The sequence below is a fragment of the Streptomyces phaeochromogenes genome, from assembly GCF_001418655.1.
Classification (GTDB): Bacteria; Actinomycetota; Actinomycetes; order Streptomycetales; family Streptomycetaceae; genus Streptomyces; species Streptomyces phaeochromogenes.
The window spans coordinates 1-19938 of sequence record NZ_LIQZ01000054.1; the positions used below are offsets into that span (position 1 = coordinate 1).

Genomic DNA, 19938 nt, shown 5'->3' on the forward strand with positions numbered 1-19938 from the left:
GCCTTCGCCGGCGAAGGCCTCCTTGGTGATGCTCGCAAGTGTCGAACCCGGGCCCACTTCGAGGAAGACGTCCACACCCGCCGTACGGGCGTGCTCCACGGCGTCGTGGAAGCGAACGGGCTCGCGGATGTGCCTCACCCAGTGCGCGACGGACGTCAACTCCTGGAGCGTGGCCTCGCGGCCGGTCCTGGCCGAGACCACCGGGATCTCCATACGGCCGGCGGGGAACTTGCCGATGGATACCACGAACTCGTCCAGGACCGGGTCCATGAGCGGGGAGTGGAACGCGTGGTCGACGTCGAGGAGTTTCGCCGACCTGCCGGCGGCGACGAGCCGTTCCCGGAGGTCGAGGACCTCGTCGCGGATGCCCGAGACGACGACCGACTCCGGGCCGTTGACGGCGGCGATACCGAGGCGTTCGTACGGGGCGAGCAGGGCGCTCACCGCCGCCTCCGAAGCTCGTACCGCCAGCATTCCGCCCCGCTCGGCGGTCTGCATGACCCTTCCGCGCGCAGCCACGAGCCGTGTCGCGCTGTCCAGGTCCAGAGCCCCGGACACATGAGCGGCGGCGATCTCGCCGATGGAGTGGCCGATCAGCCGGCCCGGCCGGCCGCAGAACGTCACCAGGAGCCGGTAGCGGCTGACCTCCAGCGCGAACAACGCCGGCTGTGCGATGTCGGTCCGGCCCGCCCCGGCCTCCGCGGGCGCGTCGGCGAGGAGCAAGGGCTTGAGCGCGTACGGGAGATGCGCGTCGAAATGTTCGCAGATCTCGTCCAGGGTGTGCGCGAAGACGGGGAAGGTGTCGTACAACTGCCCCGCGGTGCCGGCCCACTGTGTGCCCTGCCCGGGGAACATGAAGGCGGCACCGGCGACTTCCCCGGCGATCCCCCGTACGACCCCGACGGCTTCCGTGTCGTCGCTCAACGACGTGAGGCCGCGCAGCAATTCGTCCCGGTCATGTCCCAGCACCACCGCGCGGTGCTCGAACCGCGACCGGCTCGACACCAGCGACCAACCGACGTCGGCGACATCCGCCCGAGGATTCGCCACGGCGAAGTCGCGCAGCTTTTCCGCCTGCGCCCGCAGCGCACTCTCCGACCGCGCCGACACCACCCATGGCACCAGCCCGGTCGGTTGACCGGCGGGGTCGGGCGCCGGCTCTTCCTCGGGCGCCTCCTCCAGGATCAGGTGCGCGTTGGTGCCGCTGGCCCCGAAGGCGGACACGCCCGCCCGCCGGGGCCGCCCCGGAGTGCTCGGCCACTTCATGGACCCGGCCAGCAGCTCCACCGCCCCGGCCGACCAGTCCACATGCTTGGTCGGGCGGTCCACGTGCAGTGTCTTGGGCATCGTCCGGTGACGCATCGCCATGATCATCTTGATGATCCCGCCGACGCCCGCGGCCGCCTGCGCGTGGCCGATGTTCGACTTCAACGCCCCGAGCCACACCGGCCGATCGGGATCCCGGTCCTGCCCGTACGTGGCCAGCACCGCCTGCGCCTCGATCGGATCGCCAAGTGTCGTACCGGTCCCGTGGGCCTCCACCACGTCCACATCGCTCGCACGCACCCGGGCGTCGGCCAACGCCGCCCGGATCACCCGCTGCTGTGCCGGCCCGCTCGGCGTGGTCAAACCGTTGGACGCCCCGTCCTGGTTGATCGCCGATCCCCGGATCACCGCCCAGACACGACGCCCATGGCGCCGCGCGTCCGACAGTCGCTCCAGGACCAGGACCCCGACGCCTTCGGAGAACCCGGTGCCGTCCGCCGCGTCGGCGAACGCCTTGCATCTGCCGTCCGCCGAGAGGCCCCGCTGCCGCGACATCTCCCGGAACACCTGCGTCGTCCCCATGACGGTGACGCCCCCGGCCAGGGCGAGCGGGCATTCGCCCTGCCGCAGCGAGCGCACCGCCTGGTGTACCGCCACCAGCGACGACGAGCACGCGGTGTCCGTCGACACAGCTGGGCCCTCCAGACCCAGCGCGTACGCCACACGCCCGGACGCCATGCTCAGCAGGGAGCCGGTCTGCCCGTAGCCCGCGATGCTCTCCGGGGTGTGGAGGTGGTTCCCGTACCCGAAGTACGCCACACCGGCGAAGACGCCGGTGTCGCTGCCGCGCAGGGTCTGCGGGTCGATGCCGGCCCGCTCCAGGGACTCCCACGAGGTCTCGAGGAGCAACCGCTGCTGGGGGTCGGCGGCCAGCGCCTCGCGCGGGCTGATGCCGAAGAATTCGGCGTCGAAGTCGCCCGCGTCGTGCAGGAATCCGCCGGAGCGTGTGCAGCAGGTACCCGGCCGGTCCGGATCCGGGTCGTACAGGGTCTCCAGGTCCCAGTTGCGGTCGTCCGGGAAGTCCGACATCGCGTCCCCGCCCGCCGCCACCAGGTCCCACAACGCCTCGGGGGACTTCGCCCCGCCCGGGAAGCGACAGGCGACACCCACGATCGCGATGGGCTCGGCAGCGGCCTCCGTCAGCTCGTTCAGACGCCGGCGTGTTTCGATCAGCTCGATCGATGTCCGCTTGAGATAGTCGAGAACATCGGCGTTGCTGTCGTTTGTCATCGCTCTCCCCTAGCCGAGCTCTTTGTCCAGCAGCGAGAGAAGCTCGCCGGCTGATGCCGAACTGATCCGGTCGACGATGCCGACCGGTGATCCGTCGCCCGCCATCGAGCGGACTCGGCCCTGCAACTCGCCGAGCAGCGTGGCGATGGTGGTCCTGTCCTCCTCGGCGAGATCGGCGAAGGCATCCTCCAGCCGGGCGCCCAGTCCTTCGATCTCCTTGGTCAGACGGTCGGCCGGAGATTCCCGGTCGGCTGCGGGGCGGATGCCCGCGTTCAGGAACTGCGCGAGGGCACTCGGGTTCGGATGGTCGAACGCGAGCGTGGCGGGCAGTTTCAGGCCGGTGACCGCCGCCAGATTGTTCCGCAGCTCCAGTGCCATGAGCGAGTCGATCCCGAGATCCTTGAACGCCACCATGGGACCGACCCGCCCGTTGTCGGCGTGGCCGAGGACGATCGCGGTCTGCGTCCGAACGGCATTGAGCAGCACCGCTTCCGCGTCGGCCCGCGGCAGCGACCTGACCCGCTGTGCGATCCCTGCGTCGGTGACTTCCCGGCTCCCCGGTCCGGCAGGGGGCCCGACCAGACCGCGCAGGAGCGGCGAACCCACCTGGTCTGCCCCGGGCTCCCCCGGTGCCGGGAGGTTCAGACGCGCCGGCACCAGCACCGGCTCGTCCCGGGAGAGCGCCGCGTCGAAGAGCGCGAGCCCTTCGCTCGACGCCATCGGCTGCACGCCCTGCCGTTGCAGGCGCTCGATGTCCACCTCGCCGAGGCCGGCGCCCGTCTCCGTGCGTTCCGCCCAGTAGCCCCAGCACAACGAGCCGGCGGCCAGCCCCTCGGCCCGGCGGGCCTCGGCCAGCCCGTTGAGGAACGCGTTGGCCGCCGCGTAGTTGGCCTGCCCCGCCGTCCCGAGCACACTCGCGATCGAGGAGAACAGCACGAACACGGACAGGTCCAGGTGCTTGGTCAGCTCGTGCAGATGCCAGGCGCCGTGCGCCTTGGGCGCCAGCACCGTGTCCACTCGGTCCTCGGTCAGCGCCTCGACGACCCCGTCGTCGAGCGCGGCCGCACAGTGGATCACCGCCGTCAGCGGGTGCTCGTCGGGCACCCGGGCGATCAGTTCGGCGACGGACTCGCGGTTCGTGACATCTGAGGCGACGATCTCGACGTGTGCCCCCGCCACGGTCAGCTCCTCCCGCAGTCCTGCCGCCGCCGGAGCCGCCGGCCCTCGCCTGCTGGTCAGCACCAGCCGACGTACGCCGTGCCGCTCCACGAGGTGCCGGGCCAGCATCGCCCCCAGGCCGCTGGTACCTCCCGTGATCAGTACCGTCCCGGGGCCGAGAGCGGGAACGCGCTCCGCCCGGCCGGGAGACCCGTGGGCGGGCGCCAGTTGTGGGGTGGTCATGACGCCGGCGCGGATCTTGAGCTGGGGTTCCCCGGTTCCGGCCGCCGCCGGAACGCAGGCCCACGAACCGACCTGGTCGTCCGTGTCCACGAGCACGAACCGGTCCGGGTTCTCGGTCTGCGCGGTGCGCACGAATCCCCAGACCGCGGCTGCCGCCGGGTCGGTGCGGGGAGCCTGGTCGTCGTGGACCGCCTCCCGCGTCACGATGACCAGGCGTGAGTCGGAGAACCGGTCCTCGCGGAGCCAGTCCTGCGTCCACCGCAGCACCCGGTGGAGGTTCCGCTCGACGACGGCGGGTGTGTCGTCGTCGCCCGAGCGTGCCCGGTCGACACAGGCGATGACGACAGGGGGTATCGCCCGCCCGGAAGCTGCGAGTTCCTGGAGGTCGGCGAAGACCGCTCCGCCCCGCCCGAGGGATGCGGTGACCTCCGTGGGCGCTCCCACCACCGCGTACCGGCCCGCGTCTGCCCCGGACCGGACCGGGAGCGGGGCCCACTCCACCCGGAACAGCGAGCCCTGTCGGTCAGAACTGAGTTCAGTCAACTGCCCGACATCGGCGGGCCGCAGGACCAGCGAATCGACACCGCCGATCGGTGCTCCGTCCTGATCCGCGACGGCCACGGACAGCGCGTTCTCCCCCGCGGGCGCGAGCCGGACGCGCAAGGCGGTCGCCCCCGCGGAGTTCAGGCGGATCCCCCAGCAGCGGAACGGCAGCCATCCTTCGGGCCGGGAGTTGTCGACGAACTGCCCGAGGCCGATCGGGCGCAACGCGGCGTGGAGCAGCGCCGGGTGAATCCGGAACCGGCCCGGATCCGTGCCGTCGAGCGGGGGAAGCTCCGCCTCCGCGAAGAGGATGTCGTCGCGGCGCCACACGCCCTTCAGACCGCGGAGCAGGGGCCCGTCGCTGAACCCGAGGGCGGACAATCTGGCGTACTCGTCCTCGAAGGGCACGCCGACCGCGCCCGCCGGAGGCCACGAGACCAGGTCTTCCTCCCGACGGGTTCCTGTGGTGTCGGACCCGATGACTCCGACGGCGTTCCGCGTCCATTCGGGTTCGCCCTCACTCCGTGAGTGCACGCTGAGCACCCGCTTGTCGTCGATCACGACACGGATCTCGCGCTCGGCCGTTCGGGACAGCACCAGCGGTGTCTCCAGGATGAGTTCGTCGACGACGTCGCACCCCGCCCTGCGCGCCGCCCACACCGCCATCTCCACCAGCACCGCTCCCGGCACCAGCACGGCGCCGTGGACCACGTGCTCGGCGAGCCACGGGTGGCGCGCCGACGACAGGCGCCCGCTGCCCACCAGTCCACCGCGCCCCCCGTCGTCGGGCAGATCGATGACGGCATCGAGCAGCGGGTGGTCCGACGTGCTCCGGGTGGTGGTCTCGTCGGGTGTGTTCAGCCAGTAGCGCTGCCGCTGGAAGGCGTACGTCGGCAACTCGACCCATCTGCCGTCCCAGCCCGGGAACGCCGCGTCCCACGACACCTCGACCCCCGCCACGAAGGCCTCGGCCACCGACCGGTACAGCCGTGCCGGCCCGCCGTCGCCGCGGCGCAGCGAACCCACCACCACTCCGTCGACACCAGGGGTGTTGTCGAGCATGTCCTGGATGTTGATCGTGAGCAGCGGGTGCGGGCTGACCTCGACGAACGCGCCGTACCCCTGGCCGAGGAGGCAATTCATGGCGGCTTCGAACCGGACTGGTTCCCGCATGTTGCGGAACCAGTAGGCCGCGTCCAGTTCCGCGGTGTCGATCAGACCACCGGTCACCGTCGAGCAGAACGCCACCGGCGAGGGTGCCGGTGTGATCCGGCCCAGCTCGTCCCGGAGCCGGTCCTCGAACTGGTCCATCAGCGGCGAGTGTCCGGGAACGCTCGCGGGGATCCACCGCGCGCGAATGCCCTCGGCCTCACAGATCGCGACCAGTTCCCTGACCGCCGAGGCCTCGCCCGAGACCGTCGTCGAGTACGGTCCGTTGACCGCGGCGATCGCCGCCCGGGATCCCACCCGCTCCAGCAGCTCCCGTACCCGCTGTTCGGGCTGCACGATCCCGGCTATGCCGCCGTCCTGGGCGGTCGTGGCCAGCAGTCGGGACCGCAGGGCCACGATCCTGGCCGCGTCCGGCAGGGTCAGGGCACCCGCGACGCAGGCCGCGGCGATCTCACCCTGGGAGTGACCGATCACCGCGTCCGGTGTCACCCCCAGCGAACTCCACACCCGCGCCAGCGACACCATCACCGCGAACAGCACCGGCTGTACGACCTCGATCCGATCCAGGTCCCCCGCTTCCGGCCCGCCGCACACGGTGTCGGTCAACGACCAGTCCACCCAGGGCGCCAGCGCTTCCGCACACGCGCGCATCCGGTCTGCGAACAAGGGGCTCGACTCCCACAGCTCCCGCCCCATCCCGACCCACTGCGACCCCTGGCCCGGGAACACGAACACGGTCCTGCCCACCGGCTTCGCGACACCGGAGACCACGCCGGCGGGGTTCCTGTCTCCCTCGGCGACAGCGGTCAGGCGGGCGATCAGTTCGTTCCGGTCCGCACCGATCACCACCTGGCGGTGCTCGAACAGCGAGCGTGTCGCCACAAGCGAATGTCCCACGCCCGCGACCGGCAGGCCGGGATCCGCTGCCACGCCGTCCCGCAGCCGCAGCGCCTGCTCCCGCAACGCCTCCGCCGACCGCGCGGACAGCACCCACGGCACCGCCTCGTGGACACCGGTGAGCTCTTGACCGGGCACCCGCTCAAGAGTCTCGGACGCCTGTTCATCAATCTCGGGTGCCTGTTCGAGGATGAGGTGCGCGTTCGTGCCACTGACGCCGAAGGACGACACGCCCGCGCGCCGGGGACGTCCCGGCGTACTGGGCCACTCCCTGGCCTCGGTCAGCAGCTCCACCCCTCCCACCGACCAGTCGACGTGCGGGGTCGGGCGGTCCACATGCAGGGTCCTGGGCAGCACTCCGTGGTGCATCGCCATGATCATCTTGATCATCCCGCCGACGCCCGCGGCCGCCTGCGTGTGGCCGATGTTCGACTTGAGCGAGCCCAGCCACAGCGGGCCACGGGGGTCCCGGTCCGGTCCGTAGGTGGCCAGCAGCGCCTCCGCCTCGATGGGGTCACCCAGCTTCGTGCCGGTCCCGTGGGCCTCCACCGCGTCCACCTCGCCGGGCACCAGCCCGGCATCGGCCAGGGCCGCTCGGATGACCCGCCGCTGCGCCAGTTCGTTCGGCGCGGTCAACCCGTTGGACGCTCCGTCCTGGTTGATCGCCGAGCCCCGGATCACCGCCCGGATCCGACGCCCGTTGCGCAGCGCGTCCGACAACCGCTCCAGTACCAGCACACCCGCGCCCTCGCCCCAGCCGGTTCCGTCGGCCGCCTCCGCGAACGACTTGCACCGCCCGTCGGCCGACAGACCCCGCTGCCGGGCGACCTCGACGAACAGCCCCGGAGTCGGCAGCGCCGACACCCCACCGGCCAACGCCAACGCGCACTCCCCGGACCGCAGGGACCGCACCGCCTGGTGGACGGCGACCAACGACGACGAGCACGCGGTGTCCACCGACACCGCGGGACCTTCCAGACCCAGCACGTACGCCACCCGGCCCGAAGCCACGCTGGTGTACGTCCCCGCGATCGCGAAACCCTCCATCTCGGCGGCAGCCCCGCCGCCCATCCGCGGGCCGTAGTCGACCCCGTAGATCCCGGTGAACACCCCGGTCGCCGAGCCCCGCAACGCGGACGGGTCGATGCCCGCCCGCTCCAGCGCCTCCCAGGACGTCTCCAGCATCAACCGCTGCTGCGGATCCATCGCGAGCGCCTCGCGCGGGCTGATTCCGAAGAACGGCGCGTCGAACTCCGCCAGACCGGACAGGAACCCGCCCGACCGGGTGTACGTCTTCCCGCGCGCCTCGGGATCCGGGTCGTACAGCGCCTCCACGTCCCACCCACGGTCCTGCGGGAAGCCACCCATCGCGTCCACACCGTCGGACACCAGCCCCCACAGATCTTCGGGGGATGTCACCCCACCGGGGAAGCGGCACCCCACGCCCACGACCGCGACGGGCTCGCGAGCTGACTCCTCCAGCTCGCGCACCCGCTCGCGCAGCGTCTGCGCATCGCCGACGGCGCGTCGCAGGTAGGACCGGAGCTTGTCGACGTCCTCCACCAGGGCCTCTCCCAACAGTTGCTCAGACGTATCCGCGGTCGATCAGTTCGTACAGTTCGTCATCACTACGACTTTCCGGACGCTCCGGGTCGGGGGCATCGGGCACCGCCGGCTCGACGAGGGAGAAGATGTGGCGTCCGAGCGTCTGCGGAGTCGGGTAGGTGAACGCGACGGTGGCCGCGAGTCGCACACCGGCCGCAGTGGTGAGCCGGTTGCGGAGCCGCACGGCCATCGAGGAGTCGAAGCCCAGGTCCTTGAAGGTTTCGGTCGACCTGGCCGCGAGATCGGCGCCCGTCAGACCCGCGTGCTTCGCGCTCAGCACCGCTGCCGTCTCGGCGCACACGAGCTTGAGGGCCGACGACTCCGACCCGATCGCATGCGCGGTGGAGCCCGTGTTCGTTGTGCCGGTGTCGTCGGGTGCCGTCAGCCAGTACCGCTGCCGTTGGAACGCGTAGGTCGGCAGGTCGATCCGGCGTGGCCGGTGGACGGCGAACACCGCCTCCCAGTTCACCGGCACACCTCGCACGTGCAGTTCGGCCAACGATGCCAGGACCTTGCCCGCGCTCCCGTCGTCCTTGTGCAGGGTGCCCACCACCGGCGGCGAGGCGGCCAGCGCGTCGGCGGTCTCCTCCATCGCCACTTCGAGCACCGGATGCGGACCGACTTCCACGAACACGCCACCGTGTTCACGCATCAGGCGCTCGACGACCTCGCCGAAACGCACCATCGAGCGCAGGTTTTCGTACCAGTACGAGCCGTCGAGCCTCTGTGTGTCGAGCACCTCGCCGGTGACCGTGGAGTGGAACTCCACCGCCGTCGCCCTGGGCGAGACACCCGCGAGGTCCACCCGCAGACGTTCACGGATGCGTTCGACGTGCTGAGAGTGCGACGCGTAGTCCACCTTGACCCGCCGCACCCGGACCCCGTCGCCGGCGGCCATCTCGGCGAACTGGTCCAGCGCCTCGTCGTCGCCGGAGATCACCACCGACTCCGGACCGTTGACCGCGGCCGCCGAGAGCCGCCCGGACCACCGCCCCAACCGGTCCTGAACCCATGCAGAGGACGCGGACACCGCGCTCATCCCGCCGCCCAGACCGGCCAGTTCGGTCAAGGCCCGGCTGCGCAGGGCGACAATCCTCGCCGCGTCCTCGAGCGAGAGCGCGCCCGACACGCACGCCGCTGCGATCTCTCCCTGCGAATGCCCCACCACGGCCTCGGGGACCACGCCCAGTGAACTCCACACCCGCGCCAGCGACACCATGACCGCGAACAACACCGGCTGTACCACATCCACCCGGTCCAGTGACACGGCCGACTCCGCGCCGGTCAGCACGTCCACCAGTGACCAGTCCACCCACGGCGCCAGAGCCAGCGCGCACTCGTCGATCCCGCGCGCGAAGACCTCCGACTCCGCGTACAACTGCCTCCCCATACCGGCCCACTGCGAGCCCTGACCGGGGAACACGAAGACCACCGGACCCACCGGTCCTTCGGCCACTCCGCGGAACACCCGCGCCGCGTCCTCACCCGCCGCCAGCGCGCCCAGGCCGGCCAGCCGTTCCGCACGGTCACCACTCAGCAGTACCGCTCGGTGCTCGAAAGACGATCGCGTCGACACCAGGGAGTACCCCACGTCGGCCGCCGACAGCGACGCGTCCGCGGCCAGGCGATCCCGCAACCGCGCCGCCTGCTCCCGCAGTGCGGGCTCCGACCGCGCCGAGAGCACCCACGGCAGTACCGCGGGGGCCGAACCCTCGCCCGCAGCAGGGAGTTCCATCCGCTCCTCGGGCACCTCTTCAAGGATCACGTGCGCGTTCGTACCGCCCATCCCGAACGCCGACACCCCTGCCCGCCGTGGTCGGCCCGGCGCGCTCGGCCAGGGCCGCGCGGTGCCGATGACTTCGAAGTCCTCCCGGAAATCCGGGATGGCGGGGTTGGGAGACCGGAAGTTCAGACTCGGAACCAGATGAGCGCGGTCCAGGCAGAGCGCCGCCTTCACGAAGCCGACGATGCCGGCGGCCGGCTCGAGGTGCCCGACATTCGTCTTCACCGAGCCGATCACCAGGGGGCGGCTCCGGTCTGTCTCCCGGAACACCTCGCGCAGGCCGGATATCTCGGCCGGATCGCCGAGTCGTGTTCCGGTGCCGTGGGCCTCGACGTAGTCGACACCGTCGAACGGGACGGTCGCGCGTCGCAGAGCGGACAGCACGGTCGCCGCCTGAGCACCGGGGCTGGGATCCGGCATCCGGGAGGACGCGCCACCGCTGCCGACACCCCAGCCACGGACCACCGCGTAGATGTGGTCACCGTCGGCGACGGCGAGGTCGAACCGCTTCAGCAGGGCGAATCCGCCGCCTTCTCCCCGTACGAAACCACTGGCCCGTTCGTCGAAGGCGAAGCAACGGCCGTCGGGCGACAGGGCGCCCAGATTCGCCAGGCCGAGTCCCGCCTCCGGATCGACGATCAGGTTCACGCCGCCCACGAGCGCCATGTCGACCGCGCCGCCGCGTATCCGTTCGCACGCCAGCGCCAACGACACGAGGGAGGAGGACTGGCCCGAGTCCGCGCAGAAACTCATGCCTCGGACGTCGAACAGGCTGGAGATCCGGTTCGCGATCAACGCGCCACTCGAACCGAGCGCGGCGTAGTGGTCGTCCCGGTCACTGCCGGACAGCCTGCGCAGCACGTCGTACCCGGAGGACGCGGCGCCGACCAGGACGTCGATCTCGCGGCCCGCGAGCGCGGTCGCGGGGACACGGGCGTCCTCCACGGCTTCCCAGGCGAGTTCCAGACCCAGCCGCTGCACGGGGTCCATTGCGGCCGCCTCCGCCGAACCCGTACCAAAGAACCGCGCGTCGAATCCGTCGATGGAATCGAAGAACGAACCCGAGTTCACGGTGGTCGTGTCCGGGTGGGAAGTGGGGTCCGAGTCGACTGCCCGATGCTCGGGGAACCTTCCTACGGTCGACTTCCCGTCGAGCAGCAAGCGCCAGAATTCCCTCAGGTTGTGCACGCCAGGGAAACGGCACGACATACCGATGACTGCTACGTGTACTTGCGGCTGCACTGCGTTCACCGCCAACAGGTCAACAACTTCCGCAATTTGTCGGGTGCGTTCGCGAACTCGTGGTGCCCGCCGTCGACCACCCGGAAGTCGACCGAGTCCGAGTACTGACGCCATCCCTGGAGCTGCTCGAGGCTCACCTCCGGGTCGTCCCGCCAGTGCACGACAACGATGGGGCACCGCATCGCGACCGGCTCGGCCCGCCGGTAGGCACGCGCGGCGGCCTGATCGCTGAGCAGCACGGACAGGCCCACGTCGACCATGTCCGGCCGCGGCTCGATCCCCCGGTTGCGGACGAACGACTCCACCTCGGCGCGCAGTTCGGGTTCGGTCATGGTGAGCATCCGGTCGCGCAAAGCGTCGTGCGGTGCCGGCTGGCCCGACACGAAGAAGCAGTCCGGCCCGGGCAGCCCGAGTTCGGCGAGCCGGACCACGGTCTCGACCGCGGGCAGCGCGCCCGCACAGTGCCCGAAGAACGCGAACGGCCGGTCGAGCAGCGGCACAAGTGAGTCGGCCAAGCCGGCGGCGAGGTTCTCGTAGGTGCCGTAGTGGGGATGGGCCAGCCGGTTCTCGCGGCCGGGGAACTGCACCGGGCAGACCTCGATGTCGTCGATCGCGGCCGGCCAGGCGCTGAAGGCCGAAGCCCCGGACCCGGAGAAGGGGAAGCCAAAGATGCGGGCGGGGTGCTCGGTGGACGGCGGCCGGACGAACCACGGCGACGCGGCGGTGGCGGAGCCAGGTGTCATGACGTCTTTCGATTCTGCGCGACGATGGGGAGGTGGGTCATCCCGGCGATGAAGTACGACCGCAGGTGCTGCGGTTCGCCGGCGAGGTCGATCGATCCGAACCGCTTGAGCAGTTCCTCGAAGAAGATGCGCAGGGTCAGCCGGGCCAGCGGTGCCCCGATGCAGAAGTGGGGCCCGAACCCGAAGGCGACCTGGCGCTTCGCGCCGCTCCGCGTGATGTCGAACTCGTGCGGATCGGGGAACTGGGACTCGTCCCGGTTGGCCGACCCGATCCACGCGACGACCGCCCCGCGGGCCGGGATCGTGCCCCCGCCGATCCGAACGTCGTCCACCGCGTACCGCATGAAGTTGCACGCGGCGGATGACCAGCGCAGCCCTTCCTCGACCAGGTTCGGGACCAGCGACGGATCGGCCTGTGCCTTGGCGAACTGCTCGGGCTGCTCGATGAGGGCGTGCACCGTGCCGACGACGGTGTGCGGCGTCGTCACGTTGGCGCCCAGGAGAATGCTGTAGCCGTCGAGAGCGATCTCCTCGTCGGTCAGCGGCGCGTCTCCCACGCGGACGCTCATGAGGTGGTCGAGCAGGCTCCCGTCCTCACCTCCGGCCGCCCGCCGCCCTTTGACCCACTCGGTGACGTAGGTGACGAGCTCGTGGTGGGAGATGGCCAGCGTGGCGGCCTCGCTCCCGTGCTGGAAGTGCGGGTCGGAGGGGGCCGTCACCATCGCGGTCAGCTGCACGAGTTCGTCCCAGTCCCGCTCCGGGATCCCCAGGATCGGGCCCGTGACGATCGCCGGGAGAAGCAGCGCCTGCTCGGCCAGGTCGAAGATATCGCCATCGCTCGCCGGTTCGAGGAAGCGCACGATCGCCTGCCGGATCCGGTCCTCCCAGGACGCCACCGCCCGCGCGGTGAGCCTGGAGCCGATCGCCCTGCGGACCTGGGTGTGCCGCGGCGGATCGGTGGACGTCAGCAGCTTGCCCGCCGCGACGTCGTCCACACCGAGGTGGGTGACCACCGTGCCACGCTCCGAGGTGAACCCGCGATGGTCGCCGAGCACACGGCAGACGTCGTCGTAGCGAGTCACCGACCAGAACTCCCTGCCGTCCGGCAGGACTTGATGGTGCAGGGGCGCTTTCCTCCTCATCACGTCCCAGATCGCGTGCGGATCGCCCGAGGTGTAGAGATTCAGGTCGAACAGGTCAACTCGGCCGAGATCGATGTCGCTCCCGGTACCCGGTGTCAACCTCACGTCCGTGCCCTCCCCTGGGCGATCAACTCGGCGACCCGGGCTGGGGTCTGCGCCAAGTAGAAGTCGCGTACGGACAGCGCTACGCCGTAGTCCCGGGACACTCGGTCGATGATCTTGATCCCGATAAGGGAATTTCCGCCGAGCGCGAAGAAGTCGTCATCTGCTTCGACCTCGCAACCGTCGAGGTATTCGCTCCACAGCGCCGAGATCTCATGCACGAGTGACGCCCGCGCACTCGAAGGTGCGGCTTGTGGTTCTGACGCCTCATCCTGCCCATCTCGCCGGTGGACCCGTGGCCCCAATTCCATTGCCAGCCTTTCCTTCTCCGCCGAACGGGACGAGTGTCTCGTGATTCTCTTCTGCCCACATCGTGCCGGTGGTGGCCGGTGCTCGGAAGTGAAGTGTTCGTCGACAAGCCGTGGCCGGCTACTGATGTCCACGATGCCGTCCCAGAATTGATCACCTGTCTCGGCACGTGCACCCGGGACCACCGCGACGCCAAGGTAAATAGCCGTGGAAACCCCGCGCAAGGGATAGCCGTGCGAACCACTTGCCGGGCACCGGTTGTCCCGCCGACAGGACAGTAGACGGCGATGACCGAGGAGGACATGCACGGCCCGCTGAGCCTTCGCCGAAGATCGTAGATCGAAAATACGCAATGCGGATGGTGGATGACTGTTCTCTCTGGCTGCTACCCACAATGTGCGGCTAGCCTGCGACACTCCTGAACAATCTGAGGTCTCTCTCGGCCTCAGGAAAAGTCACTTGACGACCAGGAGGGAAGCTCAGCAGTTCCCGTCCGCGTCAAACCAATCACGTACTGAAGGGGATTTCGTTGCTTAAGTCGCAACGGCTTGCGGTGCTGCCCATCGACTCATACGATCTGGATTCCGAGTTGTCCGTCGTGGACCGCCACGAGTACGGGGGCGAGTATGACGCCCTCACCTTCGGGTCGTGGACGTGCCATGTGCTGGCCAACGGCAGCGGCGCCGAATCCGACATCGCCTTCCGCCCCCACAGTGGCCGTCTGACCCTCACCGAACTGGGCAGACAGTTGCCGGGCATCATGTCCCTGGTGACCGAGCACTTCTCCCTGGGCCGGTTGCAGTGGGTGCGCATCTTCAGCCTCCGTGACGGAATCATGGCCCCGCACGTGGACTTCCTCGAATTCTCCGAGCCAGGCACCAGGTTGCAGATTCCGTTGCGCACCTCTGAGGAATCCCTCCATTCCGAGAATGACATCGTCTATCACCTCCGTCGAGGTGAGGTGTGGAAGATACACACCACTGACCCTCATTCCGCATGCAGTTCCGCCAGCACTGCCCGGCTCTCCCTCTGCCTCGACTTCTCGGACGCCGAGGAGCCCGTTGCCATCCGCAACGACGTTCCCGCGACCGAGCCGATCCGCATCATCGAACGGCCTGAAGCGACACCGGCGGAGCTCGAAGAACTCATTGGCTCCGGCCGGAAGTTGACCCCAGCGACCATGCGGTCGGACTTCCGTCAATTCGCCACGCTCCATTTCGAGCGCAACGCGCATGCCGCCATGGTGTTCGACTGGTACGAAGAGGCCGCGCGGCGCACCGGGGACGTCGGCATGGTCGCGAAGGCCCAGGCCTTCCGCCGGTACTGCATCGAGAAGCGGACCGACGGCGAGGCGTTCGACTGGTGAGGAACCGATGTCGGCGCCGGCGAGCAGTCCGATCGCGATCTGCTGCTCGACCCGCTGCCGCTTGGTGAAGCCCGGTTCGCGGAACCCGTCTGCGGTGTCTGTCTCGAGGGAGAGCGTCGAGACGCCGTGGCGCACCAGTAAAGCGAGACCGGGCCGGCCCTGACGTGCGCATGCGGCAGGCCGGCGCTCGCTTCGAGGCCCGGCTCACCGCAGGTGGGCGCGTGGCGGGGTGTTGGTGACAGGGTCGGCCTGGCATTCTTCCGCAGATTCACCCCATCTTTGCGTAGCCTGACCAACCACCAGCAGGGATCGTCCCTGGCTGTAAATGCGAAGCGACCCCGTCGTCCGCGGCAAGTGGGTGCCGCATCGGGGTCGGCCAGACCGCCGCCCCGGCTCGGGGGGGCATGTCCGCCGTCCGCAGCCATCGATGGCGAGATCTGCGATGCATTGGGGTGCCGTGGGGCACCTCGACAACCAACACCTGGAATGGACTCCGGGCCTTCCGCTGGATGCCGGTCGAGACCTTCGCCCCTGCGGAGGAGATTCCCGGCGCACACATCGAAGACCTGGTCCTCGCCACGCGCCACTGCGCGGGGAAGGTGATGGGTACACGGCCCAAGGTCCGCCGTGACGGCGCCGCGCGGGTGGACTTCGCGCTGGAGACGATCCGCTGGGACGCCGGTGCCACCCCGGCCTGCCGAGGCTGCTCAAAGGCCGTACCCGGAGGCCGGTGTTCACCGCTCCCCGTCGTCCAGGTGCCGGCAAACACTCGCGCCCCGGGACGTGTGCCCGAACTCCCACCTGAACCGGCTGTGGCACGGTCAGGCCCGGCGCACTCGATGGGCACGCAGCCCTCGCCCGACTGAAGACTGCCGTCACTGAGGCCGTGGCGCGGCGTGATGTCGACGATCGAGCGGGCACCCATGACATCGCAGGCGCCGAGTGGCATCGCTTGGTGCCACTCAGCGCTATTTTGCGCAAATACACGCTCCCATAGAGCACATGGACAGGCATGGCACCACAATGACTCAGGCTCAACTCTTCACGTTTCCGCAGATCAGCGAAGCTTCTCTGACCCTCACCGACACACGGCGCCACTCAGGCTTGCAGGTGCGCCAATACGGTGCCATCATGGCATCATGGACCTCACCCCGTATGTCGACAGCCTCCGCCGCGAACTCGCGGTGGCCGCCGAAGCCGGCGGCGACGAAGCCCGCGAGCTGGCGGAGAGGCTGACGGCTCCGCTGGAGTCGGCGACCCGGCTGATCATGCTCAACGTGCTCTCCGCCGCGGCGGACGAGATCACCCGTGAACTCGCCCCCGGTTCGGTCGACGTACGGCTGCGCGGGCTCGACCCCGACTTCCTGGTGGCGCTGCCGCCCACCGACGGCGGAGGCTCCGCGGAGCCGGCCGAGCCCGCCGAACCGCTCAGGGCCCTGGCCCCGGCCCCGGCCGACGGTGATGACAGCGGCACCGCCCGCGTCAACCTGCGTATGCCGGCCCACCTCAAGGCCCGTGCCGAGGAGGCCGCGACCCGCGAGGGCCTGTCGGTCAACGCGTGGCTGGTGCGCGCCGTGTCGGCCGCGGTCGACGGCGGCACCCGGCCGCGTACGACCGAGAGGACCCAGACCATCGGACAGAGCATCACGGGCTGGGTGCGCTAGCCCAACCCTCGCCTGCACCACTTCACCCGCACCACTTCACTCACACCACGTCCCACCAGCGGGGACGGCCCAAGGACTCATGAGGACGGGACAGCCATGCCTTCTTTCGACACTCCCGAACCGATTTCGGTCACGGCTTACGTGTACGCCGGTTCCATCCGGTTCACCGCGGGCGACCGCCTCGACACCGTCGTCGAGGTACAGCCCCGCGACCCGAAGAAGGACCTGGACGTACGGACGGCCGAGCAGACCGAGGTCTCCTACGCGAGCGGCACCCTAACCGTCACCACACCCAAGGCCAACCTCATCGGGCGCGGCGGCACCGTCGACGTGACGGTCGAACTGCCCACGAGCTCGAACGTCGACATGACCGGCGCCGGAACAAGCGTGATCGGCGAGGGCCGGCTCGGTGACGTCCGCGTGAAGACCTCGGCGGGTGACGTCCGCCTCGACACCACCGGCCCGCTGCAACTCAAGGCGCCGCACGGCTCGACCACCGTCGACCGGGTCGAAGGCCTGGCCGAGATCACCAGCAGCACCGGCAACGTGCGCGTCGGCCTCGTCGACGGCCCCGCAGTCCTCAAGCACTCGCACGGCACCATGACCGTCGGCGCCGTGACCGGCGAGCTGCGGGTGAACGGCGCCAACGGCGCCATCGACATCGCGCGCGTCGAGGCGTCGGTCGTCGGCACCACGACCAACGGCCTCCTCCGTGTCGCCGAAGTCGCCCGCGGCAACATCCAGTTGGAGACCTCCAACGGTTCCATCGAGATCGGCATCCGCGAGGGCACCGCCGCCTGGCTCGACGTCAGCACCAACCACGGACAGGTACGCAACACGCTCGCCACGTCCGAGGCCCCGGAGCAGACCGAGGAGACCGTCAAGGTCCGCGCACGGACCAACTGGGGAAACATCGACATCTTCCGCGCCAAAGCCTGAACGCCCGCCGTCCCCCGCACCAGCCTCATCTCTTCCCGTCCCCCAGCCGCTTCAGCCTTCGAGAGGGAGGGCCCCATGCCTTCGTCTGTCATGCCCACACCCAGGCAGGATGACGGTCACCCGTCGCCCGCCGCCATCTCCACCGTCGGCCTGCGCAAGTCGTTCGGCGACAAGACCGTCCTCGACGGCATCGATCTGCACATCCCGGTCGGCTCCGTCTTCGCCCTGCTCGGCCCGAACGGCGCCGGCAAGACCACCGCCGTGAACATCCTCTCCACGCTCATCACCGCCAACGGCGGACAGGCCCAGGTCGCGGGCCACGACGTCACCACGTCACCGGACGGAGTGCGGGCCGCGATCGGTGTCACCGGCCAGTTCTCCGCGGTGGATGGCCTGATCACCGGCGAGGAGAACATGCTCCTCATGGCGGACCTGCACCACCTGTCCAAGCAGGAGGGCCGACAGGTCACCGCCGAACTCCTGGAACGCTTCGACCTGGTGGAGGCGGCGAAGAAGCCCGCCTCCACCTACTCCGGGGGTATGAAACGCCGCCTGGACATCGCCATGACCCTGGTCGGCAACCCGCGGATCATCTTCCTCGACGAACCCACCACCGGCCTCGACCCACGCTCCCGCCACAACATGTGGGGCATCATCCGGGAGTTGGTCACGGGCGGGGTGACGGTCTTCCTCACCACCCAGTACCTGGAAGAGGCCGACGAACTCGCCGACCGCATCGCGGTGTTGAACGACGGCAGGATCGCCGCCGAGGGCACCGCCGAGGAACTCAAGCGCCTGATCCCCGGCGGGCATGTGCGGCTGCGTTTCGACGACCCGGCCGCGTACCGGACGGCCGCCGACGCGCTACGTGAAGCCACCCGCGACGACGAGGCGCTGTCCCTGCAGCTCCCGAGCGACGGCAGCCAGCGCGAACTGCGCTCCATCCTCGACTGGCTCGACTCCGCCGGCATCGAGGCCGACGAACTCACCGTCCACACCCCCGACCTCGACGACGTCTTCTTCGCCCTCACCGACAGCACCGACGTCCCCAACCAGCCCAAGGAGACCGCCCGATGAGCTCCCTCTCCCTCGCCGTGCGCGATTCGAGCACCATGCTGCGCCGCAACCTCCTGCACGCGCGCCGCTACCCCTCCCTCACCCTGAACCTGCTGCTCACCCCGATCATGCTGCTCCTGCTCTTCGTCTACATCTTCGGCGACGTGATGAGCGCGGGCATCGGCGGCGGCGGCGCCGACCGCTCCGACTACATCGCCTACATCGTCCCGGGCATCCTGATGATGACCATCGGCAGCACCGTGATCGGGGCCGCCGTGTCCGTCGCCACCGACATGTCCGAGGGCATCATCGCCCGCTTCCGCACCATGGCCATCTACCGCGGGTCCGTGTTCATCGGGCACGTCGTCGGCAGCGTGCTCCAGGTTCTCGCCAGCCTGGTCCTCGTCGGGGCGGTCGCGGTGGCGATCGGCTTCCGGTCCACGGACGCGACAGTCCTGGAGTGGCTGGCGGCGTTCGGGGTGCTCGCGCTGTTCTCCCTGGCGCTCACCTGGATCGCGGTCGGTATGGGCATGGCCAGTCCCAACGCCGAAGCCGCGAGCAACATGGCGATGCCGCTGATCCTTCTGCCGCTCATCTCCAGCGCCTTCATCCCCGCCGACACCATGCCGGGCTGGTTCCAGCCGATCGCCGAGTACCAGCCCTTCACCCCCGCCATCGAAACCGTACGCGGCCTGTTGCTCGGCACTGAGATCGGCAACAACTGGTGGATCACCATCGCCTGGTGCCTGGGCATCACCGTCCTCGGCTACCGCTGGTCGAAGGCACAGTTCAACCGCGATCCGAAGTAGGCGACATAGGCGGGGGCACCTCCCGCACCCCGTCCCGCCCCGGGGCGTCGTACTCCGACACCGCGTCGGCGTACGGCGCCCCGTCCGCGTTCTCGTCACGGACGCCAACGGGGCGGCGTACCCAACGCGCCAATCGTTTGATGTGCACCGGTGGCTGTCCCGTCAGCGGGACAGCCACCTTTCATCGGCAACGTCTACGCACCGCGAGCGCCAAGTGGGTTACGAGATCGGTAGCCTCACAAAACAGATGGATGACAGGTTTCACCTTACCGATGCTCTGGTCTACATCTGTCATCACATTTGCCGTCTACTTCGCCGACAAGTGACATTGCCCTGTGGAGATCGACAGGGATATGGACCCAACAGGGGTCGATTCCGAGCTCGGTCTCTTGACTGAAGGCCTTTATCCTTCTCCCGAGGCGGACTTGGATATGCCAGGGGCGGGCTCACGATTGACACTCCCCTGCCCCGCGGGCAGAGTATTGAACTGCTGAGGAACCGCGGGAAGGCCCGGGCGTGCTGCTGCGGTTGGCCACTGGAACCGCGCTATAGGGAGCAGAGCCGTGTCGCGGGCGCCGCGTCGACACCCTGGTTCGGCTACCCCTGCGTGT

At 69.4% G+C, this 19938-nt stretch carries 10 protein-coding genes and 1 pseudogene; 5 read left to right on the forward strand and 6 right to left on the reverse strand.

Annotated features, from left to right (window positions below):
- The 6 genes and pseudogenes from AOK17_RS07520 to AOK17_RS07545 form a co-directional block, all read right to left on the reverse strand.
- A partial coding sequence (locus AOK17_RS07520) for a type I polyketide synthase (RefSeq protein WP_157881281.1) occupies positions 1 to 2556 on the reverse strand: 2556 nt, incomplete at its 3' end.
- A 9-nt stretch (positions 2557 to 2565) separates the two neighbouring features.
- Positions 2566 to 8118 (reverse strand): annotated as a pseudogene (locus AOK17_RS07525) (type I polyketide synthase); the annotation flags it as partial.
- Between the two features lie 34 nt (positions 8119 to 8152).
- Positions 8153 to 11311 (reverse strand): type I polyketide synthase, encoded by a 3159-nt coding sequence (locus tag AOK17_RS07530; protein ID WP_079052851.1) that lies wholly within the window; start codon positions 11309 to 11311, stop codon positions 8153 to 8155.
- A complete protein-coding gene (locus tag AOK17_RS07535) occupies positions 11203 to 11940 on the reverse strand; it encodes a thioesterase II family protein (protein WP_055611545.1) in 738 nt (245 codons plus the stop codon). The genes AOK17_RS07530 and AOK17_RS07535 overlap by 109 nt, the downstream gene beginning before the upstream one ends.
- Positions 11937 to 13187 (reverse strand): cytochrome P450, encoded by a 1251-nt coding sequence (locus tag AOK17_RS07540; RefSeq protein ID WP_055611546.1) that lies wholly within the window; start codon positions 13185 to 13187, stop codon positions 11937 to 11939. The genes AOK17_RS07535 and AOK17_RS07540 overlap by 4 nt, the downstream gene beginning before the upstream one ends.
- A complete protein-coding gene (locus AOK17_RS07545) occupies positions 13184 to 13405 on the reverse strand; it encodes a phosphopantetheine-binding protein (RefSeq protein WP_245697040.1) in 222 nt (73 codons plus the stop codon). Before AOK17_RS07545 ends, AOK17_RS07540 begins: the two co-directional genes overlap by 4 nt.
- A 617-nt stretch (positions 13406 to 14022) precedes the next feature.
- On the opposite strand from AOK17_RS07545, the gene AOK17_RS07550 reads away from it, so the two are divergent.
- The 5 genes from AOK17_RS07550 (at position 14023) to AOK17_RS07575 (ending at position 19327) form a co-directional block, all read left to right on the forward strand.
- Positions 14023 to 14859 (forward strand): putative nonproteinogenic amino acid hydroxylase, encoded by an 837-nt coding sequence (locus AOK17_RS07550; protein WP_157881282.1) that lies wholly within the window; start codon positions 14023 to 14025, stop codon positions 14857 to 14859.
- Positions 14860 to 15998: 1139 nt separating this feature from the next.
- Complete coding sequence (locus AOK17_RS07560) at positions 15999 to 16523, forward strand: toxin-antitoxin system HicB family antitoxin (protein WP_055611550.1); 525 nt, start codon at positions 15999 to 16001, stop codon at positions 16521 to 16523.
- 96 nt (positions 16524 to 16619) lie between these two features.
- Positions 16620 to 17462: a DUF4097 family beta strand repeat-containing protein gene (locus tag AOK17_RS07565; protein WP_055611551.1), complete on the forward strand. Its 843-nt coding sequence runs from the start codon at positions 16620 to 16622 to the stop codon at positions 17460 to 17462.
- Positions 17463 to 17537: 75 nt separating this feature from the next.
- On the forward strand, positions 17538 to 18539 hold the full coding sequence (locus tag AOK17_RS07570) for an ATP-binding cassette domain-containing protein (RefSeq protein ID WP_206190702.1): 1002 nt from the start codon (positions 17538 to 17540) through the stop codon (positions 18537 to 18539).
- Positions 18536 to 19327 carry an ABC transporter permease gene (locus AOK17_RS07575; RefSeq protein ID WP_055611553.1) on the forward strand — a complete coding sequence of 264 codons (792 nt, stop codon included), beginning with the start codon at positions 18536 to 18538 and terminating at the stop codon, positions 19325 to 19327. The genes AOK17_RS07570 and AOK17_RS07575 overlap by 4 nt, the downstream gene beginning before the upstream one ends.
- Positions 19328 to 19938: the final 611 nt, after the last annotated feature.